The sequence below is a fragment of the Halomonas llamarensis genome, assembly GCF_023555005.1.
Taxonomy (GTDB): Bacteria; Pseudomonadota; Gammaproteobacteria; order Pseudomonadales; family Halomonadaceae; genus Vreelandella; species Vreelandella llamarensis.
This window is the reverse complement of sequence record NZ_JAMJPJ010000013.1, coordinates 45752-72305: the sequence shown is the minus strand read 5'-3', so window position 1 is coordinate 72305 and position 26554 is coordinate 45752. Positions and strand designations below refer to the sequence as shown.

Here is a 26554-nt window from a genome sequence, read left to right as displayed (position 1 = left end):
GCACGCCCATGAACAGAGGTCTTCATCAGCCCGGCGAGTTTCGCGACAACTGCGGCTTTGGCTTGATCGCCCACATGGAAGGGCAGGCAAGCCATGACTTGCTGAAAACGGCCATTGAGTCGTTGACCTGCATGACTCACCGTGGCGGTATCGCGGCCGATGGCAAAACCGGCGATGGCTGCGGCCTGCTGCTCAAAATGCCCGTGCAATTTATGCGCGATGTGGCATCTGACGTTTTAGGCGTTGCGCTAGGCGAACACTTTGCTGTTGGCGTGGTGTTTCTGCCCGACGATAACGCCCGCGCTAAGCTCGCCCAAGACGTGCTCGAGCGAGAACTGACGCATCGAGGTCTCGGCGTTGTCGGTTGGCGCGAGGTCCCAGTGGATGCGTCTGTCTGCGGCCCGATGGCGCTCGACTGCCTGCCGCGTATTTATCAGGTGTTCGTTACGCCGGGTAGCGGTGAGCATTTCGACGTCGACCTCTTCATGGCGCGCCGTAAGGCAGAGCAAGCGCTGCGCGACGCTGAAGACTTCTATATCGCCTCGCTCTCTTCTGACGTCGTGTCGTATAAAGGCTTGGTGATGCCGGAAGATTTGCCAGCGTTTTACCCTGACTTGAATGACCCACGCCTGGAAACGGCTATTTGTGTCTTTCACCAGCGCTTTTCTACCAATACCGCGCCGCGCTGGCCGTTGGCGCAGCCGTTTCGTTTGCTCGCTCACAACGGCGAAATCAACACCATTGAAGCTAACCGCGGCTGGGCCAACTCGCGCAAACAAAACTTTGTTAACGACCGCTTGCCGGATATTGCCGAGCTTGACGAAATCGTCAATACCACCGGTTCCGACTCGTCGAGCATGGATAACATGTTGGAAGTGCTGCTCACCGGTGGTATGGAGTTGCACCGCGCCGTGCGCATGATGGTGCCGCCAGCATGGCAGAATGTCGAAACCATGGACGCTGAGCTTCGCGCGTTCTACGAATATAACTCGATGCACATGGAGCCTTGGGACGGTCCGGCCGGTGTCGTCATGACGGACGGCCGCCAGGCGATGTGTATGCTCGACCGTAACGGCTTGCGCCCGGCGCGTTGGGTGATCACCAAAAATGGCTATATTACGCTCGCCTCAGAGATCGGCACCTACGACTACAAGCCTGCTGACGTGGTGGCCAAAGGCCGTGTTGGCCCGGGGCAAATGCTTGCTGTGGATACCCACACCGGCGAAGTGCTGCATACCGAAGAAATCGATAATCGCCTAAAATCGGCTTATCCTTATAAGCGCTGGTTGAAGCAAGAAGCCAACTATTTAGAGTCGGCGCTCACCGAGCTTGCCCGTTTCCAAACCATGGATGCCGACGCGCTCAACACGCAACAAAAGATGTTCCAGGTTAGCTTTGAAGAGCGCGACCAGGTGCTGCGTCCGCTATCGGAAAGTGGTCAAGAAGCGGTCGGTTCCATGGGTGACGATACCCCCATGGCGGTGCTTTCTAGCCGCTCGCGCCTTTTGAGTGACTACTTCCGCCAGAAGTTTGCTCAGGTCACCAACCCGGCGATTGACCCGCTGCGTGAAGCGATCGTGATGTCGCTGGAAACCTGCTGCGGCGCCGAGCTTAACGTGTTTAAAGCGACGCCCGAACACGCCCACCGTTTGATTTTGACCACGCCGGTGCTGTCGCCACGCAAGTTCACCGCATTGATTAATCAAGACGAGCCAGCCTTCGCTAGCCATACGTTCTCGCTCGGTTACGACCCTGAAGTGCAGTCGCTCAAGCAGGCGCTAACCTTGCTCTGCCAGACCGCCGAAAAGGAGGTGAGAGCGGGTAAGGTGATTTTGGTACTCTCGGATGCCGACCTGCCTAAGGGGCGAATCCCGATTCAAGCCACGTTGGCGGTCGGGGCGGTGCACACGCACCTTGCCCGTTTGGCGCTGCGCCCCAACGCGAACATTGTCGTGGAAACCGGCTACGCGCGTGACGCCCACCAAATGGCGGTGTTGTTTGGCGTGGGCGCCACGGCGGTCTACCCGTGGTTGGCTTATCAGGTCATGGCCGATATGCACCGTGTGGGCGAGCTAACCGGCAACCCAGCCGATTCCCGTGAAAACTATCGCAAAGGTCTGCAAAAGGGCCTGTTTAAGATTTTGTCCAAGATGGGCATCTCGACGCTGGCGTCTTATCGCGGTTCGATGCTGTTTGAAGCCGTTGGCCTCGATGATGACATTATGCAGATGTGCTTCCCGGGCATGGCCTCGCGCATTCAAGGTACTGGCTTTGCTGAGCTTCAATTGCAGCAGGAAGCACTTGGTCGTGACGCCTGGATTGCCCGCAAAGGCATCTCGCAAGGCGGGGTATTTAAGTACGTCCATGGGCATGAATACCACGCCTACAACCCAGATGTGGTAATGACGCTGCAGCAGGCCGTGCAGGAGGGCAGCTACGCTAAATGGAAGAAGTTCGCGCAGCTGGTCAATGAGCGCCCGGTGGCGACCATTCGCGACCTCTTGATGCTCAAGTCGGCTGAAACGTCGGTGCCGCTTGACGAGGTGGAGTCGGTCGATGAACTGATCCCGCGTTTTGACAGCGCCGGTATGTCGCTTGGCGCGCTCTCACCGGAAGCCCACGAATCGCTGGCGCAGGCAATGAACGAGGCAGGCGGTCGCTCTAACTCGGGTGAAGGCGGTGAAGACCCGGCCCGTTACGGCACCATTCGCAGTTCCAAAATAAAGCAGATCGCCTCGGGCCGCTTTGGTGTAACGCCACACTATCTGGTTAACGCCGACGTGTTGCAGATCAAAGTCGCGCAAGGCGCGAAGCCCGGTGAGGGCGGTCAGCTGCCAGGCGGCAAGGTCAATCAGCTCATTGCGCGGCTGCGCTACTCGGTGCCCGGCGTGACGCTGATTTCACCGCCGCCGCACCACGATATTTATTCGATTGAAGATCTGGCGCAGCTGATTTTCGATCTTAAGCAGGTCAACCCAGATGCGCAGGTGTCGGTGAAGCTGGTCTCTGAACCCGGTATCGGCACCATCGCCACCGGCGTGGCCAAGGCCTACGCGGATTTGATCACCGTTTCCGGCTATGACGGCGGCACGGCGGCAAGCCCGCTGACCTCCATTAAGCACGCGGGCTCGCCGTGGGAGCTTGGCCTGCCGGAAGTGCACCAGGCGCTACGTATCAACGGCTTGCGCGACAAAATTCGCCTGCAAACCGACGGCGGTCTGAAAACCGGGCTGGATGTGGTGAAAGCAGCAATTCTGGGGGCGGAGAGCTTCGGCTTCGGTACTGCGCCGATGGTGGCACTGGGTTGCAAGTACCTGCGTATTTGCCATTTGAACAACTGCGCCACCGGCGTGGCGACCCAGGATGATTTTCTGCGCGGCGAGCACTTCCGTGGCACGGTGGATATGGTGAAGCACTACTTCCGCTTTATCGCCGAAGAAGTGCGCGAGCTGATGTCGATGCTGGGTGTTCGTCAGTTGACCGACCTCATCGGCCGCACCGACTTGCTTGAGGTGCTCGAAGGCAACACGGCGTCACAGCGCAAGCTGGATTTGACCCCGCTGTTGGCTAACGACTTTGTGCCTGCCGATGCCCCGCAGTTCTGTCAGGTAAGCCGCAACGCACCCCATGACCCGGGCGCTAAAAACCAGGAAGTGCTGGAAGCCGTGCGCGACGCGGTTGAATCAAAATCTGGCGGCGAATTTACGTTCAACATCACCAACTGTGACCGCAGCGTCGGTGCCCTGACGTCCGGGGCGATTGCCAAGCGTTACGGTGAGGCGGGGCTTGAAGAAACGCCGATTATCGCGCGCTTTACCGGTGTGGCCGGCCAAAGCTTTGGTGTGTGGAACGCGCGTGGTTTGCACCTGTACCTGGAAGGCGACGCCAACGACTACGTCGGCAAGGGCATGAACGGCGGGAAAATCGTCATTGTGCCGCCACGCGAGAGTCAGTTTGAAAGCCACAAAACGGCGATTATCGGCAACACCTGCCTGTATGGCGCCACCGGTGGCAAGCTGTTTGCTGCGGGCATTGCTGGCGAGCGTTTCGGCGTGCGTAACTCAGGTGCTCATGCGGTCATCGAAGGCGCGGGCGATCACTGCTGCGAATACATGACCGGCGGCTTGGTCTGCGTATTGGGAGAAACCGGCGTCAACTTTGGTGCGGGCATGACCGGCGGGTTTGCCTACGTGCTGGATGAAGATCGTACCTTCGTGGATCAGTACAACCACGAGCTGGTGGAAATTCATCGGATTAACACCGAGACGATGGAAGCGTATCGCCGCCATCTGCGTGAGGTGATCGAAGAGTACGTGGCTGCGACGGGCTCAAGCCGCGGCGCCGATATGCTCGAAGACTTTAGCGATTACGTGCGTCACTTCTGGCTGGTCAAGCCAAAGGCGGCGAGTCTAGGCAGCCTGCTGGACCAATCCCGGCGCCATCCGGAATAAGCCGTTTCTGTCTATTAGCTGATGCCCGTCGCCAAGAGGAGTGAGATCATGGCTAACCGTTTACATAACGATTTTCAGTTTATTGATGTGGGTCGCCAAGACCCGAAAAAGAAAGACGCCCGCTCGCGGGCGAAAGAGTTTGCCGAAATTTATGAGCCGTATAAGCCGACAGAAGCGGCGAGCCAAGCGCACCGCTGCCTGCACTGCGGCAACCCCTACTGCGAGTGGAAGTGCCCGGTTCACAACTATATCCCCAATTGGCTACAGCTGGTGGTGGAAGGCAACATCATCGAAGCCGCAGAGATGTCTCACAAGACCAACTCACTGCCCGAAGTATGCGGGCGTGTGTGTCCACAGGATCGCCTGTGCGAGGGTGATTGCACCCTGAATGATGGGTTTGGCGCCGTGACCATCGGCTCGGTGGAGAAGTACATCACCGACACCGCCTTTGCCATGGGCTGGCGCCCGGACATGTCCAAAGTTGAGTGGACCGATAAGAAAGTCGCGATTGTCGGCGCGGGCCCCGCGGGGCTTGGTTGCGCCGATATTCTCGCCCGCAGCGGCGTGAAGGCGGTGGTGTTTGATAAGTACCCGGAAATCGGCGGCCTTTTGACCTTTGGTATCCCCGAATTCAAGCTCGAAAAAAGCGTGATGGAGCGCCGCCGGGCGGTCTTCGAGGAGATGGGCGTTGAGTTCCGTCTGAATACTGAGATTGGCACCGATATCGAATTCGACACCATTTTGCAGGATTACGATGCCGTGTTCCTCGGTATGGGCACCTACAAGTACATGGAAGGCGGCTTCCCCGGCGAGGACTTGCCGGGCGTGTATAAGGCGTTGGATTTTCTGATCGCCAACGTCAACCGCTGCCTCGGCTTTGAGAAAGACCCGGCTGACTATATCTCGATGGAAGGCAAGCGCGTAGTGGTGCTGGGCGGCGGCGATACCGCGATGGACTGTAACCGCACCTCAATCCGCCAGGGTGCTGCAAACGTCACCTGCGCCTATCGTCGTGATGAAGGGAACATGCCGGGCTCGCGCAAGGAAGTCGCCAATGCTCGCGAAGAGGGGGTCGATTTCCTCTTTAACCGCCAGCCGGTTGCTGTGGTCGGTGAAGAGAAGGTGGAGGGCGTGAAGGTCGTGCGCACGCGCTTAGGCGAGCCGGACGAAAATGGCCGCCAGCGTCCGGAAGTGGTGCCAGGCTCCGAGGAAGTGATTTCTGCCGATGCCGTCGTGGTGGCGTTTGGTTTTCAGGCCAGCCCCGCACCGTGGTTTGAAACGGCCAATATTCAGGTCGATGAGCGCGACCGCGTGAAAGCACCTGAGCATGGCGAGCTCGCCTTCCAAACCAGCAACGAAAAAATCTTTGCCGGTGGCGATATGGTGCGCGGCTCGGATTTGGTCGTCACCGCGATCTACGAAGGCCGCCAAGCCGCCGAAGGAATTCTGGATTATCTGGGCGTGTAATACCCATCATCGCCCAATAAATTGGGCTCCTACAATATCCGATGCATGCACCTAGCCTTTGTAGGAGCCCGACTTGTCGGGCGATAACCTGCGGTGGCTCGATCATTGCTGATCGCGCAATGAATTGCGCTCCTACAAAACTACAAAACTCGGCGCATGTAACTGGTTTTGTAGGAGCGTCTGGCTTTCCTGCTGTAATTGAGCCTTTAGGCGTACTCTGCTATTCTGTCATCCCATTCTGGTGTGGCTTTCTGCCGTGCCTTTTGATCACGTTTCGACAGGTTTTCCATGACACGATATATCTTCGTGACCGGCGGCGTTGTGTCCTCCCTTGGCAAGGGCATCGCGTCGGCCTCGCTGGCGGCGATTCTAGAGGCCCGCGGCCTTAAGGTCACCATGCTCAAGCTCGACCCTTACATCAATGTGGACCCGGGCACCATGAGTCCCTTCCAGCATGGCGAGGTGTTCGTCACTGAAGATGGCGCCGAAACCGACCTGGACCTTGGGCACTACGAGCGCTTTATTCGCACCAAAATGACCCAGGGTAACAACTTCACCACGGGCCGCGTTTACGAGCACGTACTGCGCAAAGAGCGCCGTGGCGACTATCTGGGCGGCACGGTGCAGGTGATTCCGCACATTACCGATGAAATCAAGCAGCGTGTTTATGCCGGCGGTGAAGGCTTTGACGTCGCGCTGGTAGAAATTGGCGGCACGGTGGGCGATATCGAATCGCTGCCGTTTCTGGAGTCGATCCGTCAGATTCGTAGCGAACAGGGTGCCAACCGCGCGCTGTTCATGCACCTGACACTGGTGCCTTACATCAAGACCGCGGGTGAAACCAAAACCAAGCCGACCCAGCACAGCGTCAAAGAGCTGCGCTCGATCGGTATCCAGCCGGACATTCTGATCTGTCGTAGCGAAGTGGAGCTGGAAGAGAGCGAGCGGCGCAAAATCGCGCTTTTCACCAACGTCGAAGAGCGTGCAGTGGTGCCACTGCAGGATGCCGATACGATCTATCGCATTCCGTTGATGCTTCACGAGCACGGCCTTGATGAGATCGTCTGCGATAAGCTGCGTTTGGAAGCGGGCGAGGCGGATCTATCCGAGTGGATCAAGGTGCTCGATGCCAAGCTCAACCCGCTGAAGTCAGTCAGCATCGCCATGGTCGGCAAGTACATGGAGCTTCTCGACGCCTACAAGTCGCTCAACGAGGCGCTGATTCACGCCGGTATTCAAGGTCGTATCAAGGTCAATATTGACTATATCGACTCCGAGGATATCGAGCACCATGGCGCGGAGCGCTTGGCGGGGAAAGACGCCATTCTGGTGCCGGGCGGTTTTGGTGAGCGTGGAGTCGAAGGTAAAATCATGGCCGCGCAGTTTGCTCGGGAGCATAAGATTCCCTATTTGGGGATTTGTCTCGGGATGCAGGTGGCGGTGATCGAATACGCGCGCAATGTGGTCGGCTGGGCGGATGCCAACTCCACCGAGTTCACTCACGACACCCAGCACCCGGTGGTAGGCTTGATCACTGAATGGATCAACCCCGAAGGTAAGATCGAGCTGCGCGATGCGGCCTCTGATTTAGGCGGTACCATGCGCTTGGGTGGCCAAGTCTGCCATTTGCGTGAAGGTACCAAGGCCCGTGATGCGTACAACGTCGATGAGATTGTCGAGCGTCACCGCCACCGCTTTGAGGTCAACAACCAATTTGTCAAGGACCTTGAAAAAGCTGGCTTGGTCGTCTCGGGTAAAAGCGTCGATCAATCGCTGGTAGAAGTGGTCGAGCTTTCCGATCACCCCTGGTACGTGGCGTGCCAGTTTCACCCCGAGTTCACCTCAACGCCGCGCGATGGTCACCCGCTCTTTTCCGGCTTTGTGAATGCTGCCTTTGAGCATAAAACAGCGCGCACCCGTGCCCAGTCTTCTCATCAGGAGTGAGATTTGATGTCGGTAAATAGCGAGTCCATCTCCGAACGTCATATCGCATTTGCCGGCCTACAGGCCGGCAATTCTTTGCCCCTAATGCTGCTAGGCGGCATGAACGTGCTGGAATCCCGCGATCTTGCCATAGAAGTCGCCCAGGCCTACGTTGACGTCACGCAAAAGCTTTCGATGCCGTATGTCTTCAAGGCCAGTTTTGATAAAGCCAACCGTAGCTCGATTCACTCGTTTCGTGGCCCTGGTCTCGAGAAGGGACTTGAGATGCTGGACGAGGTGAAATCGCGCTTTGGCGTGCCGATCATCACCGATGTCCACGAACCACGGCAGGCGGCGGCGGCGGCAGAAGTGGCGGACATTATCCAGCTGCCGGCATTTTTGGCGCGCCAAACCGATTTGGTGGTCGCGATGGCCAAAACGGGCGCGGCGATTAATATCAAAAAGCCACAGTTTTTAGCGCCCCACGAAATGCGCCATATCCTCAAGAAGTTCCAGGAGGCGGGCAATGATCGCTTGATGCTGTGCGAGCGCGGCTCTAGCTTTGGTTACAACAACTTGATTGTGGACATGCTCGGTTTTGGTGACATGAAACAAACGGGATTTCCGGTGTTTTTTGATGTGACTCATGCGCTGCAGCGCCCCGGTGGGCGCGCTGATAGCGCTGATGGTCGCCGTGCCCAGGTGGCGGAGCTGGCCCGCGCGGGTGTTGCCGTGGGGCTTGCGGGGCTGTTTTTAGAAGCGCACCCCGACCCGGATAACGCCAAATGCGACGGCCCGTGTGCGCTGCCGCTTGATCAGTTGGCACCGTTTTTGACCCAGGTGGCGCAGCTGGATGCGCTGGTTAAAGGTTTTGACCCGCTTGCCATTCGCTAAACGAGCGACGGTTATTCACTCGCCCCCTTTTCGCTAACAAAAAAGGACGCAGCTATGACGAAAATTGTTGAAATTCGTGCGTTAGAAGTACTCGACTCCCGCGGTAATCCGACCGTTTCGGCGACTGTTCGCCTGGAAAGCGGCGCTACCGGCGACGCTTGTGCGCCCAGTGGTGCCTCCACTGGATCAAGAGAAGCGTTGGAGCTACGCGATGGGGATCAGTCGCGCTATTTAGGCAAAGGGGTACTTAACGCTGTTGACGCCGTGAATGGCAAAATTCGCGATGCCTTGCTAGGTATGGATGCGCGCGACCAACGTGGCTTGGACGATGCCATGCTTACACTCGACGGTACCGACAACAAAGCGAACCTGGGGGCGAATGCGATTCTTGCCGTGTCGCTGGCTGCGGCTAAAGCCGCTGCCAATGCCAAAGGCGTGCCGCTTTATGCCCACATTGCCGAACTCTACGGTCAGCCGGGTCACTACAGCATGCCGGTGCCGATGATGAACATTCTCAACGGCGGTGAGCACGCGGATAACAACGTCGATATTCAGGAATTTATGGTGCAGCCGGTTGGCGCGCCTAACTTCCGGGAAGGCCTGCGTATGGGCGCGGAGATTTTTCATGCGCTGAAAAAAGTGCTTGCTGCCAAAGGTCTTTCGACCTCGGTGGGTGATGAAGGCGGTTTTGCCCCGAACCTGGCGTCCAACGCCGATGCGCTGGCGGTGCTCAAGCAGGCCGTGGCCGATGCCGGCTATAGCCTGGGCGGCGATGTTACGTTGGCGCTGGATTGCGCGTCCTCTGAGTTCTATAAAAATGGCCGGTATGAGCTTGCGGGCGAAGGCAAGCAGTACGATGCCGAAGGTTTTGCCGATTATCTCGCTGGCCTGTGTGCGGACTACCCAATTGTCTCTATCGAAGACGGTATGGATGAGTCTGATTGGGATGGCTGGAAAGCGCTGACCGATAAGCTAGGCGACAAAGTGCAGTTGGTCGGTGACGATTTGTTCGTCACCAACACGAAAATTTTGAAGCGCGGCATTGATGAGCAGATCGGTAACTCAATCTTGATCAAGTTCAACCAGATCGGCTCGCTCTCCGAGACCTTGGACGCGATCAAGATGGCGCAGGATGCTGGCTTTACCGCGGTGATTTCGCACCGCTCGGGCGAAACGGAAGACACGACCATTGCCGATCTGGCCGTTGGCACCTGCGCCGGTCAAATCAAAACTGGCTCGCTATGTCGCTCGGATCGCGTGGCGAAATATAACCGCTTGTTGGCGATTGAAGCGGAGCTGGGCGATGTTACCTACCCGGGATTGAAGGCGATCAAGGGTCAATAAAGCTGGCGTAAAGAAACAGTGTGTAAGAGATCGCTTCATATTTTGTAAGAGATCTCTTACAAAACCCGACGATATTGACGTTTTAACTTGTATGAAAAGACGTCGTACCGTCCATAACCGACTGTTTTTAATGAGAGGTATCCGCCAAAAGCGAACCGGAGGGTTCGCTTTTGGCGTTTTTGACCACCTTGAGGCGTTACCTAGATCTGCCACAATAGATTCAGGACAAGAGGAGGCAAGGACGCCTTCAAGCAGGATGCAGCGGGATGTTTGGGTGCGCCGGGTGATGCATTGATGTTGGCCTTGGCAGGGACAGCACCTTAGGAGATTTGACGCAGGGAGTGTCAGAGGAAGTGCTTGGAGCGGGCGGCCTACGGGCCGCTTTTTTTGTGCGCGTTAACAAATTCATCCTGAGCCTGTCGGAGGGCGACCAGGCTCAGAGTAAAAGGCGGCTCGCCTTAACGCTCGAGCTTTTCTAGCTTGCCTGTTTTGCCATCCCACTCCTCGGCTTCCGACAGCGGGTCTTTCTTTTCGGTGATATTGGGCCAGACTTCCGCCAGTTCGGCGTTGATCTCAATAAAAGGCTCTTGCCCATCGGGCAGTTCGTCCTCGGAGAATATCGCCTCGGCAGGGCATTCCGGCTCGCACAGCGCGCAATCGATGCACTCATCCGGGTGGATCACTAGGAAGTTAGGGCCTTCGTAGAAGCAGTCGACCGGGCAAACTTCCACGCAGTCGGTGTATTTGCATTGGATGCAGTTCTCGGTCACAACAAAGGTCATCTCGGTATCCCTCTTGCAGCGCCGGGTGAGCCCGGCGTGGTTAAAGCGTAAGTTTCAGCGTAAATGGTTTTAATCACGGTTAGTTATAAATTATCTTTTCTTTATAAGATAAATAGTGTGCGACATTCTAGAGGCGCCGCCGTCTAGCGGCAAGCGCCGTTCGCGCTTTGACAAGCTCAGCGCGAACGGCGCCTGTTAAGGCACGTATCGGGGGCAGCCCTACACGTGAGCGCGCCATTGATACAAAAGCTCCAAGGCTTGCCGCGGCGAAAGCTCGTCGACGTTAAGTGCTTCCAGCGCCTCCACGACCGGATGGGGCGCCTGAGCAAACAAATCGTTTTGCTGGGGCACATCAACGCGTTTTACCGCCCCAGGACCTTCACTATCGCGCTGCTCCAAGGTGACGAGTTTTTCCCGGGCGCGCTGTATCACCTGTGACGGTACGCCGGCGAGCTGGGCGACCTGTAAACCATAGCTTTGGCTTGCCGGGCCGGCTTCGATGCGGTGCATAAAGACGATGCGCTCACCGTGCTCGGTCGCGGTTAAATGAATATTGGCCACGCCCTCGGCATGCTCGGGCAGCGCCGTCATCTCGAAATAGTGGGTGGCAAATAACGTCAGTGCCTGTGTGTTAGCCAAATGCTCGGCGCTCGCCCAGGCCAGTGATAGGCCGTCGAAGGTGCTAGTACCGCGACCGATTTCATCCATCAGCACTAAGCTATGCTCGGTGGCATTGTGCAGGATGTTGGCGGTTTCGGTCATCTCGACCATAAAGGTCGAGCGCCCGCCAGCGAGGTCATCGGAGGAGCCAATGCGGGTAAAAATACGATCCACCGGGCCGATCTCCGCGGCGTCAGCGGGTACAAAACAGCCGCTGTGGGCGAGTAGCGCAATCAGCGCTGTCTGGCGCATGTAGGTGGATTTACCGCCCATGTTGGGGCCGGTAATGATCAGCATGTGCTGCTCTGGGGTGAGCGTGACATCGTTGGGCACAAACGGCGTCTCGCTGACCTGCTCGACCACCGGATGGCGCCCTGCGTCGATCTTAAACCCGGTGTTTTCACACAGCGTAGGACGCACCCAGTTAAGCGCCTCGGCGCGCTCGGCAAAGGCGCACAGCACGTCAAGCTCCGACAGCGCGCGGGACGTGCCCTGAAGTTCATGCAGCGTGGCGTTAAGGTCTTCCAGCAGGCGGTCGTAAAGCCATTTTTCCCGTGTTAGCGCGCGAGATTTGGCCGAAAGTGCTTTGTCTTCGAACTCTTTAAGCTCAGGGATGATAAAACGTTCGGCATTTTTCAGCGTTTGGCGGCGAATATAATCAACCGGGGCCTGTTGGGCCTGGGCGCGGGGAAGCTCAATAAAGTAGCCGTGAACGCGGTTGTAGCCGACTTTTAAGTTGGCAAGCCCGGTGCGCTCACGCTCGCGGGTTTCGAGCTGAACCAGATAGTCCCCGGCGTTTTCGGCCATGCCGCGCTGCTCGTCGAGCTCGGCGTCAAAGCCGTGGGCAATCACGCCGCCGTCGCGAATCACGACTGGCGGGTTTTCCATTAGCGCCCGCTGCAAGGTGTCGGCGACCTCGGGGTAAGGGCGAATATGCGCACGCAAACTATCCAGTGCGCTCCCAGTGTCGATATTGCTCAGCGCGTGTTCGAGCTCGGGCAGGGTGGCGAGCGCATCGCGCAGGCGCGCCAAATCTCGTGGGCGGGCGCTATAAAGCGCCACCCGGGCGAGAATCCGTTCCACATCGCCAACGGCGCTTAAAGTCTCACGAAAGCCCATGTGAGCGGCGTCGAGAGTTAAAAGCGCCACACCCGCTTGGCGCTTTTGCACCACCTCGCGCTGGCGCAGCGGCCGGTTGAGCCAGCGCTTTAATAATCGCGAGCCCATGGCGGTGGTACAGGTATCCAGCACGCTTGCCAGGGTATTGTCTTGCCCGCCGCCTAAATTGGTGTCGATCTCTAAGTTGCGTCGGCTGGCCGCATCAATCACCACCGTGTCGTCGCGGTTCTCAACGCCAATGGCAGTGACGTGCGGCAGACGCGAGCGCTGAGTATCGCGCGCATAGTCAATCAATACGCCTGCCGCCACCAGTGCGGTACTTAAATGGGCACAGCCGAAACCGCGCAAGTCCTGCACTTCAAATTGATCGCACAGGCTGCGCGTCGCGCTTTCCAGGTCATAAAGCCACTCGCCTTGACGACGCAGGCTGCGCGCTTGGGAAAGCGACTCGGGTAGCGTCAGATGCTCCGGTACTAGCAGCTCCGCTGGGGAGAGGCGAGTCAGCTCGGCGAGCATCTCTTCTTCGTTTTCAACTTCCAGCACGCTAAAGCGCCCGCTGGAGAGTTCGAGCCAGGCTAGCCCCCAGCGCTCGTCGCCCTGGGCGATTGATGCGAGCACATTATCGCGGCGCGCATCGAGCAGCGCCTCATCGTGCAGCGTGCCGGGCGTGACGATGCGCACCACCTGACGATCCACCGGGCCTTTGCTGATGGCTGGGTCGCCAATTTGCTCACAGATAGCCACGGACTCACCGCCGCTGACCAACCGTGCAAGATAGCCTTCGGCGCTGTGGTAGGGCACCCCCGCCATCGGTATGGTCTTGCCGCCCGATTGGCCGCGTTGAGTGAGGGTGATATCTAACAGCGCGGCGGCCCGTTTGGCGTCGTCAAAAAATAGCTCATAAAAATCCCCCATGCGGTAAAACAGCAATACCTCGGGGTGCTCGCGCTTTATCTTTAAATACTGTGCGATCATCGGCGTATGCGCCGGTGTGCTGCTGGCCATGAGTGTCCTGGAGTGCGCGTGTTCGTCGAGTATGTGAAATCGTCGTGTGAAAACCGGTATTCTACGCTGAAGTGATGTTCGACATGAAGGAGTGACCATGGCGTTAAGCGTTGAGAGTCTAAAAAACTTGGATTTAACCTTGCTGGCACAACGGCTAGGTAAATTGTGCACCACCTATCAAGTGGAAGTGAGTGCCGCGGAGTCGTGTACTGGCGGTGGGATCGCCAGTGCCATTACCGCGGTACCGGGAAGCTCAGCATATTTCTCGACCGGTTACGTCACCTACTCTAATGCGGCAAAAAGCCGCCTTTTGGGTGTGCCCGAGGAGATGCTCGAAAGCCAGGGCGCGGTCAGCGAAGCGGTGGTAAAAGCGATGGTAGCAGGCGCTTGCCGCGAAAGCGGGGCGGATTTGGCCGTCGCGGTCAGTGGTGTGGCAGGCCCCGGCGGAGGGAGTGACGAAAAGCCGGTCGGCACCGTCTGGTTAGGATGGGGCGGTGTTAATGCCCAGCAGGCGGAGTGTTTGCACTTTCCCGGTGATCGCCAGGCCGTGCGTGAACAGACGGTGCGCCAAGGCATTACGCGGTTGATCGTGGCACTCGACAAACACTAGCAAAAGAAAAGCGCAGAAAATGCCGTCGGGCATTTGTTTATTGACCAATCTTTGGCATACTGCTGGCTAACTATACAGCCTTTATGAGGATCTCCGCATGGCTCAGGACGAAAACCGCACGAAGGCGCTAAACGCCGCACTCAGCCAGATCGACCGCCAGTTTGGTAAAGGCACCGTGATGCGCCTAGGCGATACGCCCCGGGTGGTGATGCCGTCGGTTTCCACCGGCTCGCTTGGGCTTGATATTGCGCTGGGCATTGGTGGCTTGCCGTTTGGCCGCGTGGTGGAAATTTTCGGCCCCGAGTCGTCGGGTAAAACAACGCTAACGCTTTCGGTGATTGCCGAAGCGCAAAAACAAGGCAAGGTATGTGCTTTCGTCGACGCTGAGCACGCCCTGGATCCAAGCTATGCCGAGAAGCTCGGGGTTAACTTGGACGATCTTCTGGTCTCGCAGCCTGATACCGGCGAACAGGCGCTGGAAATCACCGACATGCTGGTGCGCTCTGGTGGTGTTGACGTCATCGTGATCGACTCCGTGGCCGCTTTGACGCCACGCGCCGAGATTGAGGGCGAGATGGGCGACGCCCACGTTGGTCTTCAAGCGCGTTTGATGTCGCAGGCGCTGCGTAAGGTCACCGGCAACATGAAAAATGCCAACTGCATGGTGATTTTCGTCAACCAGATCCGCATGAAAATCGGGGTGATGTTTGGCTCGCCGGAAACCACCACCGGCGGTAATGCACTGAAATTTTATTCCAGCGTGCGCTTGGATATTCGCCGCACCGGCTCGGTGAAATCGGGCGACGAAGTCACGGGTAACGAAACCCGTGTAAAAGTGGTCAAAAACAAAGTGGCGCCGCCGTTTAGGCAAGCCGAGTTCCAGATTCTTTATGGCAAAGGCATTTATCACGCCGGTGAGGTGGTTGACCTCGGCGTACAGTGCAACCTCGTCGATAAAGCCGGCGCTTGGTACAGCTACAAGGGCAAAAAGATTGGCCAAGGTAAAGCCAACGCCGCGCAATACCTCGAAGATAACCCCGGGACAATGGAAGAGATCGAAAGCCAAATTCGCGCACAGTTACTCGCGCAGCCCGAGCCGAACACAGAGAGCGGCAAAGACGACAGCAAAAGCGACGGCAAAAGCGATGGCAAAAAGAAAGCGGCGGCGGAAGCCTCTGCTGATCAAGCGCCGCTTGAGTCTGATAGCGACGAGCTGCTGTAAACCGTGATGGCATTTGGCGCTTCCAGCACGAGTGCATCCGGACAATCTGAGCGCTCGCCCCGCGAGATCGCTATTACCCTGCTGGCTCGGCGCGAATATTCCCGCGCTGAGCTAGCCACCCGCCTTGAGCGCAAAGACGTGCCGCCTGACGAGATCGACGCTTGTTTAAGCGCACTTGCCGAAGAAGGGCTACAGTCGGATACGCGCTTTGCTGAAAGTTTTATTCGTTCGCGCATTTTACGCGGGCAAGGCGTACGGCGCATTGAAAGCGAGTTGCGACAGCGTGGTGTCGATTCCGCCACGTATGCGGCCGCATTGGCTGAGGTAGTGGCGCAAGAGGGTGTTGATTGGTTCGATCTCGCCCGTGAGGCCCTTTCTCGGCGCTTTTCTTCCCCCGGCGATACCCCCAAAGAGCGTGCCAAGCGCGAGCGCTTTCTGGTCAGTCGCGGCTTTGATTTTGACCAGATCCGCTACGCACTTTCGACGCTTTAACGCCCTCCAATGTGGCGATTTTCTTGCGTCTGCCACTAACTGCGGCTTTAGTCGTTTGACAACTGCGCTATAATAGCGCCTTTGCGACCCCGGCGGGTAGCGGCTAAAGCGCCCTGGGGCATCACGCTTTCTTGTTACGGATACCCTATGAAAAGCGCAGAAATCAGAACAGCCTTTCTCGACTATTTTGCCCAGCATGGGCACACCATCGTGCCGACGAGCTCTTTGGTGCCGGGCAACGACCCGACGCTTTTGTTCACTAATGCGGGTATGGTGCCGTTTAAAGATGTCTTTCTCGGGCGCGATCCACGCCCTTATGTGCGCGCCACGTCAGCGCAACGCTGTGTGCGCGCCGGCGGTAAGCATAACGATTTGGATAACGTCGGCTATACCGCGCGCCACCACACCTTCTTTGAAATGCTGGGCAACTTCAGCTTCGGCGACTACTTCAAGCGTGATGCGATCCGCTTTGCCTGGACGTTTCTCACCGAAACCCTCGGCCTGCCTAAAGACAAACTTTGGGTCACGGTACATATCAGTGACGACGAAGCGGAAGCGATCTGGAAAGACGAGATCGGCGTCGACCCCGAACGCTTCTCCAAGCTCGACGAAGATAACTTCTGGCAGATGGGCGACACCGGCCCTTGTGGCCCGAGCTCCGAAATCTTCTTCGACCACGGCCCTGACGTGTGGGGCGGTCCTCCTGGCAGCCCCGAAGAGGACGGCGACCGTTACATCGAAATCTGGAACTTGGTCTTTATGCAGTTCGACCGCGACGCCGAGGGTACGCTAAACCCGCTGCCTAAACCGTCGATTGATACGGGTCTGGGCTTGGAGCGTGTTGCCGCCGTCATGCAAGGCGTTCACTCCAATTACGAAATCGACCTGTTCCAGAACTTGTTACAGGCAGCGGCTCAAGCGACCGGCCACTCAGATACCAATACGCCGTCGCTGCGCGTGATTGCTGATCATATTCGCTCGTGCGCCTTTTTGATTGCCGATGGCGTGTTGCCTTCCAATGAAGGTCGTGGCTATGTGTTGCGCCGGATTATTCGTCGTGCGATCCGCCACGGGCACAAGCTGGGCGCTTCCGAGCCATTTTTCCACACGCTGGTGAGCGCGCTCGATGCGGAAATGGGGGATGCCTACCCGGAGCTACGTGACGCGCGCGATCAGATTGCCCGCGTGCTGCTCAAAGAAGAAGAGCAGTTTGCCCGCACGCTGGATCATGGCATGGGGCTTTTGAGCGCCGCGCTCGACGAGCTTGAAGGTAAGGTGTTGCCGGGTGAGACCGTTTTTAAACTGTATGACACGTTCGGCTTCCCTTATGACCTAACCGCCGATGTCTGCCGGGAGCGTGATGTGACGCTCGACGAAGACGGGTTTCAGCGTGAATTGGAAGCCCAGCGCGAGCGCGCCCGCGCAGCGAGTCAGTTCGGCGCTGACTACAGCGTAAAAATTGAGCTGGGCGGCGAAACGCTATTTACCGGCTATGACAGCCTGGAAGACGAGGCAAAAGTCACCGCAATCGTCGATAGTGAAGGCAACGAGCTTGCCGCGTTAGAAGCCGGGCAAAAAGGCATTGTCGTTCTCGACCGCACGCCGTTTTACGGCGAATCCGGCGGTCAGGTCGGCGATACCGGTTATTTGCATCTGGATGACGGCGCCCGCTTCCAGGTCACTGATACCCAAAAGCAGAGCGGCCATCATCTGCATCGGGGCGTAATGGTCGAAGGAGCACTCAATGTCGGGGCGCGTGTGCATCCGCAAGTCGATGCGACGCTTCGTAGTGCGACCGTGCGCAATCACTCGGCAACGCATTTGCTGCATAAGGCACTGCGGATGGTGCTGGGCGATCACGTGCAGCAGAAAGGCTCGCTGGTGACCGCTGAGCGACTGCGCTTTGACTTTAGTCACTTTGAGCCGATGACGCCCGAGCAGCTCGATGAAGTCGAACGTCTGGTAAACGAGCAGGTTCTCGCTAACGCGCCGACCAAGACCGAACAAATGACCCTGGATGAAGCCAAGGATAAAGGCGCCGCGGCCCTGTTCGAGGCGAAGTACACCGATAGCGTTCGCGTATTGACGATTGGCCGTGATGATTTCTCTATCGAACTATGTGGGGGAACCCATGTCGCGCGCAGCGGCGATATCGGTTGCTGCCATCTTATTAGCGAAGTCGGTATTGCCTCCGGTGTGCGCCGCATTGAAGCGATTACCGGTGAAAACGCGTTGGCTTACTTCCGCGAGCAAGAAGCCCGCGTGCAGCGTATTGCTGAGCGCGTGAAGGCTAAGCCTGAACAGGTAGAGTCCCGCGTTGAATCCTTGGTCGAGCGCAATCGCAGCCTGGAAAAAGAGCTTGAGCAGGTCAAGGCGAAACTGGCCAGCGCCGCAGGCAGCGATATGCTTAGTCAGGCCGAAGACGTTGGCGGCGTGAGGCTGCTGGCCACGCAGCTGGAAGGTGTCTCGGGTAAAGAGATGCGGGGCGTGTTGGATCAGCTGAAAAACAAAATGGGCTCTGGCGTTATCGTGCTTGGCGTGGCCGATAAAGACGCCGGTAAGGTCAGTTTGATCGCTGGGGTGACGCAAGATCTCACCGGGCGCGTTAAAGCGGGCGAGCTGGTTAACCATGTGGCCTCGCAAGTCGGCGGCAAAGGCGGTGGCCGTGCCGACATGGCCCAGGCCGGCGGCAGTCAGCCGGAGGCCTTACCCAGCGCGCTGGATAGCGTTCCTGCTTGGTTGGAGCGCGTGCTTAAGTAATCGAAAAGGCCGGTGGCGTGATAGTCACCGGCCTTCCTGTTTGATAACACGTTTTTACATTTCACCCTTCATTCTCGAACGTAATAGGAAAACGGCATATGGCACTATACGTACAGAAGTTCGGCGGTACATCGGTGGGCTCTGTCGAGCGCATCAAGGCCGTGGCGCAAAAGGTCAAAGGGTTTCGCGACCAAGGGCACCAAGTGGTGGTGGTCGTCTCTGCGATGAGCGGCGAGACTAACCGCTTGACCGATATGGCCACGGCGCTCAACAGTGAACCAGAGCCCCGTGAGATGGATATGCTGCTCTCCACCGGCGAGCAGGTCACCATTTCACTATTGGCAATGGCACTGCAGCAGCTCGACGTGCCCGCGACATCACACACGGGAGCCCAGGTCGGGATCCATACCGATAGCGCTTACACCAAAGCGCGCATCCAGCGCATTGAGACCGATGAGCTGCAAGAGGATCTTGATGCAGGCAAAGTCGTGGTAGTGGCTGGCTTTCAGGGTGTGGATGACGAGGGCAACATCACCACCTTGGGCCGCGGCGGCTCTGACACCACCGGTGTTGCGCTCGCGGCCGCGCTGAAGGCGGATGAGTGTCAGATTTATACTGACGTTGACGGTGTTTATACCACCGACCCGCGTGTTTGCTCTAAAGCGCAGCGCCTGGAAACGATCACCGTCGAAGAGATGCTGGAGCTGGCGAGTTTAGGTTCTAAGATATTGCAGATTCGCGCGGTGGAATTCGCCGGTAAGTACAACGTTCCGCTACGGGTGCTCTCAAGCTTTGAAGACGGCCCCGGTACCCTTATTGTTGCAGACTCAGACGAAGACGAGGACTCCATGGAAGAACCGCTGATTTCCGGTATTGCCTTTACCAAAAGCGAAGCCAAACTGACCCTGTTGAACACGCCCGACGTACCGGGTGTCGCCTCACGCATTCTAGGTCCGATTGCTGATGCCAATATCGAAGTCGATATGATCGTGCAAAACGTGGCACCGGCCGGTGACTACACCGATTTTACCTTTACCGTGGCCAAAGGCGATTATAAAGCGACCAAAAAGATTCTCGAAGAGCAAGTGATTCCTGATCTGGGTGGCGGTGATCTGCGCGGTGACGATAATATCGCGAAAGTATCGCTCGTCGGCGTAGGTATGCGCTCGCATGCGGGCGTAGCGTCCAAGATGTTCCGCGTTTTGGCCGATGAAAATGTCAATATCCGCATGGTATCGACTTCAGAAATCAAAATTTCTGTCGTGATTGATGAGAAGCACATGGAATTGGCAGTTCAAGCGTTGCATAAAGCCTTTGGTTTGAATAAATCGGATATCGAACCTGAGTAACACGGCATTTAGATAACGTAAGATGTGTGAAACCTTCTACGCTAAATAAGGGGTCTCGCTGCCGCGCGGTGGTGGGCTTTCTTTCAACGGGGTGTTCAGGTGATATAACCCTGCGCCATTGGTGACAGCGGTGTCATGGCGCATAATGGCACGGCGCCGATTCTGGCGGACACATCCCGTTGCAACAAAAAACGTCTGAGAAGGAGATCAGCCATGCTCATCTTAACCCGCCGTGTTGGCGAAACCCTGATGATCGGTGATGAAATTACCGTCACGGTTTTAGGGGTGAAAGGCAACCAAGTCCGTATTGGCGTTAATGCGCCGAAAGACGTTGCTGTTCACCGTGAAGAGATCTACCAGCGTATTCAGCGTGAGCGAAGCACCGAAGAAGACGACGACGAGTAATAGCCCTGAAGAGCGGGTTTTGCTTATGGCACATAGGCTTACGTGTCTTAGGGGAATCCCCGCTTTTTGTTGCTGGCGCGAAAAAAATTGGCACAAGGGTAGACAGGCTCGCGCCAAATCGGTAATATTCACGCCGTGCCGTTAAGGAGAGGTGGCCGAGTGGCTGAAGGCGCTCCCCTGCTAAGGGAGTATAGGGTTTATAGCCCTATCGAGGGTTCGAATCCCTCTCTCTCCGCCAATTGGCATGCTGTCTCTTCGTCGAAAAAGGGTGAAGGATAGCAAAAGGTAAGCGCCCGTAGCTCAGCTGGATAGAGTACCTGACTACGAATCAGGTGGTCGGAGGTTCGAATCCTCCCGGGCGCACCACCTTCCTGAAAAGCCTCTAATGCGCAAGTTTTAATATATTAATTCTAGTGCAGTAGCGTTAAGCGCCCGTAGCTCAGCTGGATAGAGTACCTGACTACGAATCAGGTGGTCGGAGGTTCGAATCCTCCCGGGCGCACCAGATTATAAACCCGCTCTCAAAGAGAGCGGGTTTTCTGTTTTGATAGTCGTTAATGATGAAGTTACCCATCAGTTTTATTTTCCTGGCTAGTTTAGCGGTGGCTCGCGTCGCTGATCTCGCGATCGTGTGTAGCGCCCCCCATTTATTTTGGTAGGGCGTTTTTTTTGATATCGGCCTGCCGCTATGCTCTTGATCAAGGTTACGCCTCTAAGGGGGCGTGCCTGTGTTGTGGTTGTGTTGGCGCATCGATCACGAGGCTATCCAGCAGCGTTGCCAGGTCGGTGATGCGTTTTACTCGTTGAAATTGGCGGTCGGCTTCCGCGTTGCCCTGGCGCATCTGCGCGAGCCACTGCTTGACGAGTGAGACGACAATGCGCTCGGGCAGGTTTTGCCGCTGCAAATGGGCGTACTCTTTAAGCATGTTGGCACGCATAGGCCAAGTGGTCTCAGGTAAACGCTCGCCCGTTAACTGCCAGTGGCGAATGCGAGGCGCAAGCCATGGGTCGGCTAAGGCGCTTCTGCCAAGCATGACATCACGACAACCTGACAGCGTGCGTGCTTTCCAGTAGTCTTCCAGCGTCCAGATATCGCCGTTCGCCACTACGGGGATCTTCACTCGGTGGCGAATTTTACTAATCCATTCCCAATGCGCTGGCGGACGATAGCCTTCGTCGCGTGTGCGCCCATGTACCACCAGCTGGCAGGCGCCGCCGGCTTCTGCTGCTTGGGCACAAGCAATCGCTAAACGACGATTGGAGAAGCCCAAACGAATTTTTGCCGTGACCGGAATCTGATCGCCAACAGCGTCAAAAACGGCTTTGACGGCGGCATAAACCCGCTCTGGTCGACGTAAAAGCGATGCGCCGCCATCATGTCGATTGACAAGCTTTGCGGGGCAGCCAAAATTTAAATCAATGCTTAGCGCACCAAGCGAGAGGGCCTGGCGGGCGTTGGCGGCAAGTGCGTGAGGGTCTGAACCGAGTAACTGGAGGTGAACGGGGACGCCGCTGGGCGTGGATGCAGGGAATATTTGTAGTTCGGGGCAATGTTTATAAAACACGCGCGGGGGTAAGCGGGCATCGACTACACGAACAAATTCGGTCACGGTCCAGTCAAAACCCACCTGGCGCGTCAATAAGTTACGGGTAAGGGCATCGATAACGCCTTCCATCGGTGCAAGGCCTATTTTGCCTTTTTGTAGTAAATTAACAACGTTGAGTTCCACTATGGCGCCATTGCAATCTTTTCTGAGTGTGGCAGTTTATTGTACCACCCTTATTGCGCTAACCGTGGTAATGCCGCTGGGTATGCTATAAGAAACGCTGTAATCAGCGTGAATTCAGGAGAATGCCAAATGCAAAATACTGAGCTATTAAACGAAGGGCTTGCCTTAATGGCGCTGGGTATGGGGTTCGTTTTTACGTTTCTTACCGTTTTGGTCATCAGCGTTACACTGATGTCGGGCGCTGTGCGCCGCTTTCAGCCCGCCCCTGTTCCATCAGCGCCTGTGCGGCGTGGGCCTACTGGCACCTCACCAAAAGACGATGAAGTGCAGGCGGTGATTAGCGCAGCTGTTCATCGCTACCGTCGCCAAAAAGGGCGTGATTCGTAGCCTGCTTGTGTTAAAAAAGAGAATTTTGTTTGTAAACTAACGACAATCTCTAGCGCCTCTTTCACCTTTTTACTTATCGATACGAGTTAACGCCATGAATGAGACGAAACGCCCGTTGGGCATTACGGATGTTGTGCTACGTGACGCCCATCAATCGCTATTCGCGACACGTATGCGCCTTGATGACATGCTGCCCATTGCCGAAAAGCTGGATAAAGTCGGCTTCTGGTCATTAGAGTCGTGGGGCGGCGCGACTTTCGATGCGTGTATCCGCTACTTAGGCGAAGATCCGTGGGAGCGCATTCGTGCGCTTAAACAGGCAATGCCCAATACGCCACAACAGATGCTGTTGCGCGGCCAAAACTTGTTGGGCTATCGCCACTACGCCGACGACGTGGTGGATAAGTTTGTTGAGCGCGCCAAAATCAACGGCGTGGATGTGTTCCGTGTGTTTGATGCGATGAATGACTCACGCAATCTAGAGCGGGCGATTAAGGCCGTAAGGGATGTTGAAGGCCACGCGCAAGGCACGATTTCCTACACCGTGAGTCCGGTTCATACGCTGGAAAGCTGGGTTGATTTGGCCAAAACCATCGCGGACATGGGCGCCGACTCGTTAGCTATCAAGGATATGGCGGGGCTTTTGACGCCTTACACCGCATATGATCTGGTCACCCGTTTAAAGCAGGAGCTATCGATCCCGATTCACATGCAGTGCCACGCGACGACGGGCCTGTCGACATCGACTATTTTGAAAGCTGTCGAAGCGGGTATCGATAATGTCGATACGGCGATATCGTCGATGTCGATGACGTACGGCCACAGTCCGACCGAATCCGTCGTGGCAATGCTCAAGGACACCGACCGCGATACGGGGCTGGATCTGGAGCTATTGGAAGACATTGCGGCGTATTTCCGCAACGTGCGTAAGAAGTACGCAGCGTTTGAAGGCTCGTTAAAAGGCATTGATTCGCGCATTCTGATCGCGCAAGTGCCGGGCGGTATGCTCACCAACATGGAAGGCCAGCTCAAAGAGCAGGGCGCCGGTGACAAGCTTGACGATGTGTTAAGCGAAATTCCCCGTGTGCGCGAAGACTTGGGCTTTATCCCGCTGGTCACACCGACCTCGCAGATTGTCGGCACCCAAGCGGTGATGAACGTGATGATGGGCGAGCGCTATAAGTCGATCTCGAAAGAAGTTCAGGCCTTGCTCAAGGGCGAATATGGCGCCGCGCCCGCCCCGCTCAACGCTGAGCTGCAAAAACGCGTGCTTGATGGCGGCGAGCCGATCACCTGTCGCCCGGCGGATAACCTAAGCCCTGAGATGGATAAGCTTGCTACCGAGCTCAAAGAAAAAGCCAAGGCAGACGACATCCGTTTAGCCGAGGGCGAGCGTGAAATGGATGACGTCTTGACGTACGCGCTATTCCCACAGATTGGCTTGAAGTTCCTCAAAAACCGCGACAATCCGGATGCGTTCGAGCCGGTACCGCAAGCGCCGGATGCCACTGCTAAGGCGCCCGCCAACGCTGAGCCAACAAAAGCCCCGGTGGCGAGTAGCGGCCCCGAAACTTACACCGTCAGACTCAACGGTAAGGCGTTTGTGGTGGAAGTGTCTGAAGGTGGTGATATCGGTGAGGTGCAAGAACAATCTAATGCGTCCAAAGAGAAAGGGGCAAGCGCTCCAGTCGAAAGCAGTGGCGAGAGCATTGACGCCCCGCTAGCGGGGAATATTTTCAAAGTGAACGTTAAGCCCGGTGATGCGGTTGTCGAAGGCGACGTGGTGATTATCCTCGAAGCGATGAAGATGGAAACCGAAGTGCGCGCCGCAAGCAGCGGTACGGTTTCCGCGGTGAAGGTCAATGAAGGCGACAGCGTCGTCGTTGGCGATACGTTGATCGAACTTTAAGGGGCTTTCGCACTATGGATAAGATAATCACGTTATGGGAAGGCTCGGGGCTTTATAACCTTCAGCTTGGCCAAGCGGCGATGATCGTGGTGGGGCTTGTGCTGCTTTACTTGGCGATCTACAAAAAGTTTGAGCCGCTTTTGCTCGTGCCCATTGGGTTTGGCGGGATACTGGCCAATATTCCTGAAGCGGGTCTTGCGATTTCCGCGCTAGATCAAGCCATTGAGGTGGGGAAGCCTGCTGTTTTGCAGCAAATTGCCGCGGCATTTGGGATCGCGCTTGATCCGTTGGCGAGTGCCGAGAGCTGGCGTGTCGCGCTTAAAAGTGTGGCGGATGGCAATGCGTCGGCAGACGCGCTTCGCGCGGCTAAGGACGTGGTCGTCAATGTCGGCTACAGCGACGGCATGCTTTATAACTTCTATAAGGTGGCGATTGGCACGGGGGTCGCGCCATTGATCATCTTCATGGGCGTAGGCGCGATGACGGACTTTGGCCCACTACTGGCCAATCCGCGCACGCTGTTTTTAGGCGCCGCCGCGCAGTTTGGTATTTTCGCTACGCTGTTTGGCGCTGTCGCGCTGTCATCAATGGGCGTGATGGACTTCTCGCTTAATCAAGCCGCCGCGATCGGGATTATCGGCGGGGCGGATGGTCCAACATCAATTTATGTCTCCAGCGTGTTGGCCCCTGAGCTTCTCGGGGCGATTGCCGTCGCAGCGTATGCCTATATGGCCTTGGTGCCGCTGATTCAGCCGCCGATTATGCGCCTGTTAACCAGCAAAAAAGAGCGCGAGATCACTATGACGCAGCTTCGTCCGGTCTCGAAGCTGGAAAAAATCATTTTCCCATTAATGCTGCTGATTCTCGTGGCGCTGTTTCTGCCCGATGCCGCACCGCTGCTGGGGATGTTCTGTTTTGGTAACTTGATGCGCGAGTGTGGTGTGGTCGAGCGTTTATCCGACACCTCGCAAAATGCGTTGATTAATATCGTGACCATCATTCTGGGGTTGTCGGTAGGCTCTAAATTGATGGCGGAGAGTTTTCTCTCGGTGGAGACCCTAGGTATTTTGGGGCTCGGCATTGTGGCCTTTGGGATTGGCACCGCGGCCGGTGTATTGATGGCTAAACTGATGAACCTGGTGAGCAAAATGCCGATCAACCCGCTGATTGGGGCTGCAGGGGTTTCGGCGGTACCGATGGCAGCGCGCGTGGCCAACAAAGTGGGGCTAGAAGCGAATCCGCACAACTTCCTGTTGATGCACGCGATGGGTCCCAACGTGGCCGGTGTTATCGGTTCGGCAGTAGCGGCTGGGGTGATGATTAAGTATTTAGGTTAAGCGCTTGGGCTAACTTCAGCTTGTCACCAATGGCCCATCGCACGTAAGTCAAGCGCGGCACGCTGTTAATCAGCGTGCCGCGTTTTTGTCGGTGGGTTAGCGATAATGCGGGACTTTAGCCGGTTTTCCAGCTCACCAAGCTCAAACATACGATCTCGTGGCCATCCGATGGCTAAACGCACACCATCGCTATCGTATTCGGCATTTTCAATCGGGAGCTCCTGCTCATTACACCAAGCACGAGCATCGGCTTCTTGGGCAAACGTTAAGCGCAGAGTGTAGGTGTCGCGCTCGACAATCTCGCAAGTAGGGAGCGTTTCCAGCGCGGCGCTTACCGCTTGTGCGTAGGCGCGCGCTAATCCGCCTGTGCCCAACTTGGTACCGCCAAAATAACGGGTAACAACGCAGCCAATTTCGCCGATACCGCTGCCATTAAGAACTTGAAACATGGGGCGCCCCGCCGTCCCTCCGGGCTCACCGTCATCCGAAAAGCCAATGCGATTTTGCTCACTCGGCGCCCCGGCAATGTAGGCGCTGCAATAGTGGCTAGCATTCGGGTGTGCCTGTTTGGCCGCGTCGAGCAGTATGTCGAAATCGTCAATGCTCGGCGCACGACACACCCAGGCAATAAACTGGCTTTTTTCGATCTCAATGCTTTCGCCATGCCAAGTTTCGGGTGCAAGATTGGGGACGGGATAACGCATTAAT

General features: G+C 56.7%; 18 protein-coding genes and 3 tRNA genes. 17 read left to right on the top strand and 4 right to left on the bottom strand.

The window, feature by feature from the left end:
- The first annotated feature begins 8 nt into the window (after window positions 1-8).
- From gltB to eno, 5 genes are all read left to right on the top strand, one after another.
- Window positions 9-4451 (top strand): glutamate synthase large subunit, encoded by a 4443-nt coding sequence (gene gltB / locus M8006_RS09685; protein WP_250081631.1) that lies wholly within the window; start codon window positions 9-11, stop codon window positions 4449-4451.
- Window positions 4452-4499: 48 nt separating this feature from the next.
- Complete coding sequence (locus M8006_RS09680) at window positions 4500-5918, top strand: FAD-dependent oxidoreductase (protein WP_250081629.1); 1419 nt, start codon at window positions 4500-4502, stop codon at window positions 5916-5918.
- Between the two features lie 288 nt (window positions 5919-6206).
- Entirely contained in the window at window positions 6207-7862 is a 1656-nt protein-coding gene (gene pyrG, locus M8006_RS09675) for a CTP synthase (RefSeq protein ID WP_250081628.1), read from the top strand.
- 6 nt (window positions 7863-7868) lie between these two features.
- Window positions 7869-8735, top strand: coding sequence for a 3-deoxy-8-phosphooctulonate synthase (kdsA, locus tag M8006_RS09670; protein ID WP_250081626.1), 867 nt, complete (start codon window positions 7869-7871; stop codon window positions 8733-8735).
- 54 nt (window positions 8736-8789) lie between these two features.
- Entirely contained in the window at window positions 8790-10079 is a 1290-nt protein-coding gene (gene eno, locus M8006_RS09665; protein ID WP_250081624.1) for a phosphopyruvate hydratase, read from the top strand.
- A gap of 458 nt (window positions 10080-10537) precedes the next feature.
- On the opposite strand, the gene fdxA is transcribed toward eno, so the two are convergent.
- Both fdxA and mutS read right to left on the bottom strand, forming a co-directional pair.
- A complete protein-coding gene (gene fdxA, locus M8006_RS09660; protein ID WP_250081621.1) occupies window positions 10538-10861 on the bottom strand; it encodes a ferredoxin FdxA in 324 nt (107 codons plus the stop codon).
- A gap of 219 nt (window positions 10862-11080) precedes the next feature.
- Window positions 11081-13645: a DNA mismatch repair protein MutS gene (gene mutS, locus M8006_RS09655; RefSeq protein WP_250081619.1), complete on the bottom strand. Its 2565-nt coding sequence runs from the start codon at window positions 13643-13645 to the stop codon at window positions 11081-11083.
- A 97-nt stretch (window positions 13646-13742) separates the two neighbouring features.
- Between mutS and M8006_RS09650 the strand changes: the two genes are divergently transcribed.
- The 9 genes from M8006_RS09650 (at window position 13743) to M8006_RS09610 (ending at window position 20988) form a co-directional block, all read left to right on the top strand.
- The gene (locus M8006_RS09650) at window positions 13743-14255 is read left to right on the top strand and encodes a CinA family protein (RefSeq protein WP_250081617.1); all 513 of its coding nucleotides are present in this window, start codon (window positions 13743-13745) and stop codon (window positions 14253-14255) included.
- A 97-nt stretch (window positions 14256-14352) separates the two neighbouring features.
- The gene (gene recA, locus M8006_RS09645; protein ID WP_250081616.1) at window positions 14353-15477 is read left to right on the top strand and encodes a recombinase RecA; all 1125 of its coding nucleotides are present in this window, start codon (window positions 14353-14355) and stop codon (window positions 15475-15477) included.
- 6 nt (window positions 15478-15483) lie between these two features.
- Window positions 15484-15969, top strand: a complete 486-nt coding sequence (locus M8006_RS09640) for a regulatory protein RecX (RefSeq protein ID WP_250081670.1) — start codon at window positions 15484-15486, stop codon at window positions 15967-15969.
- A 147-nt stretch (window positions 15970-16116) separates the two neighbouring features.
- On the top strand, window positions 16117-18729 hold the full coding sequence (gene alaS, locus M8006_RS09635) for an alanine--tRNA ligase (RefSeq protein ID WP_250081614.1): 2613 nt from the start codon (window positions 16117-16119) through the stop codon (window positions 18727-18729).
- A gap of 98 nt (window positions 18730-18827) precedes the next feature.
- The gene (locus M8006_RS09630) at window positions 18828-20078 is read left to right on the top strand and encodes an aspartate kinase (RefSeq protein WP_250081611.1); all 1251 of its coding nucleotides are present in this window, start codon (window positions 18828-18830) and stop codon (window positions 20076-20078) included.
- Window positions 20079-20291: 213 nt separating this feature from the next.
- Window positions 20292-20483: a carbon storage regulator CsrA gene (csrA, locus tag M8006_RS09625; protein WP_250081609.1), complete on the top strand. Its 192-nt coding sequence runs from the start codon at window positions 20292-20294 to the stop codon at window positions 20481-20483.
- Window positions 20484-20628: 145 nt separating this feature from the next.
- A tRNA-Ser gene (locus tag M8006_RS09620) sits at window positions 20629-20721 on the top strand.
- A gap of 51 nt (window positions 20722-20772) precedes the next feature.
- Window positions 20773-20849, top strand: a tRNA-Arg gene (locus tag M8006_RS09615).
- A 62-nt stretch (window positions 20850-20911) separates the two neighbouring features.
- Window positions 20912-20988: transfer RNA gene (locus tag M8006_RS09610), tRNA-Arg, on the top strand.
- Between the two features lie 199 nt (window positions 20989-21187).
- On the opposite strand, the gene M8006_RS09605 is transcribed toward M8006_RS09610, so the two are convergent.
- Complete coding sequence (locus M8006_RS09605; protein WP_250081667.1) at window positions 21188-22159, bottom strand: tRNA dihydrouridine synthase; 972 nt, start codon at window positions 22157-22159, stop codon at window positions 21188-21190.
- Window positions 22160-22342: 183 nt separating this feature from the next.
- Between M8006_RS09605 and M8006_RS09600 the strand changes: the two genes are divergently transcribed.
- The 3 genes from M8006_RS09600 (at window position 22343) to M8006_RS09590 (ending at window position 25846) form a co-directional block, all read left to right on the top strand.
- Window positions 22343-22600: an OadG family protein gene (locus tag M8006_RS09600; protein WP_250081607.1), complete on the top strand. Its 258-nt coding sequence runs from the start codon at window positions 22343-22345 to the stop codon at window positions 22598-22600.
- A 94-nt stretch (window positions 22601-22694) separates the two neighbouring features.
- Window positions 22695-24509: a sodium-extruding oxaloacetate decarboxylase subunit alpha gene (gene oadA, locus M8006_RS09595; protein ID WP_250081605.1), complete on the top strand. Its 1815-nt coding sequence runs from the start codon at window positions 22695-22697 to the stop codon at window positions 24507-24509.
- A gap of 14 nt (window positions 24510-24523) precedes the next feature.
- The gene (locus M8006_RS09590) at window positions 24524-25846 is read left to right on the top strand and encodes a sodium ion-translocating decarboxylase subunit beta (protein WP_250081602.1); all 1323 of its coding nucleotides are present in this window, start codon (window positions 24524-24526) and stop codon (window positions 25844-25846) included.
- Window positions 25847-25911: 65 nt separating this feature from the next.
- Here the strand turns inward: M8006_RS09590 and M8006_RS09585 are convergent, their stop codons facing one another.
- Entirely contained in the window at window positions 25912-26550 is a 639-nt protein-coding gene (locus M8006_RS09585) for an IMPACT family protein (RefSeq protein ID WP_250081600.1), read from the bottom strand.
- Window positions 26551-26554: the final 4 nt, after the last annotated feature.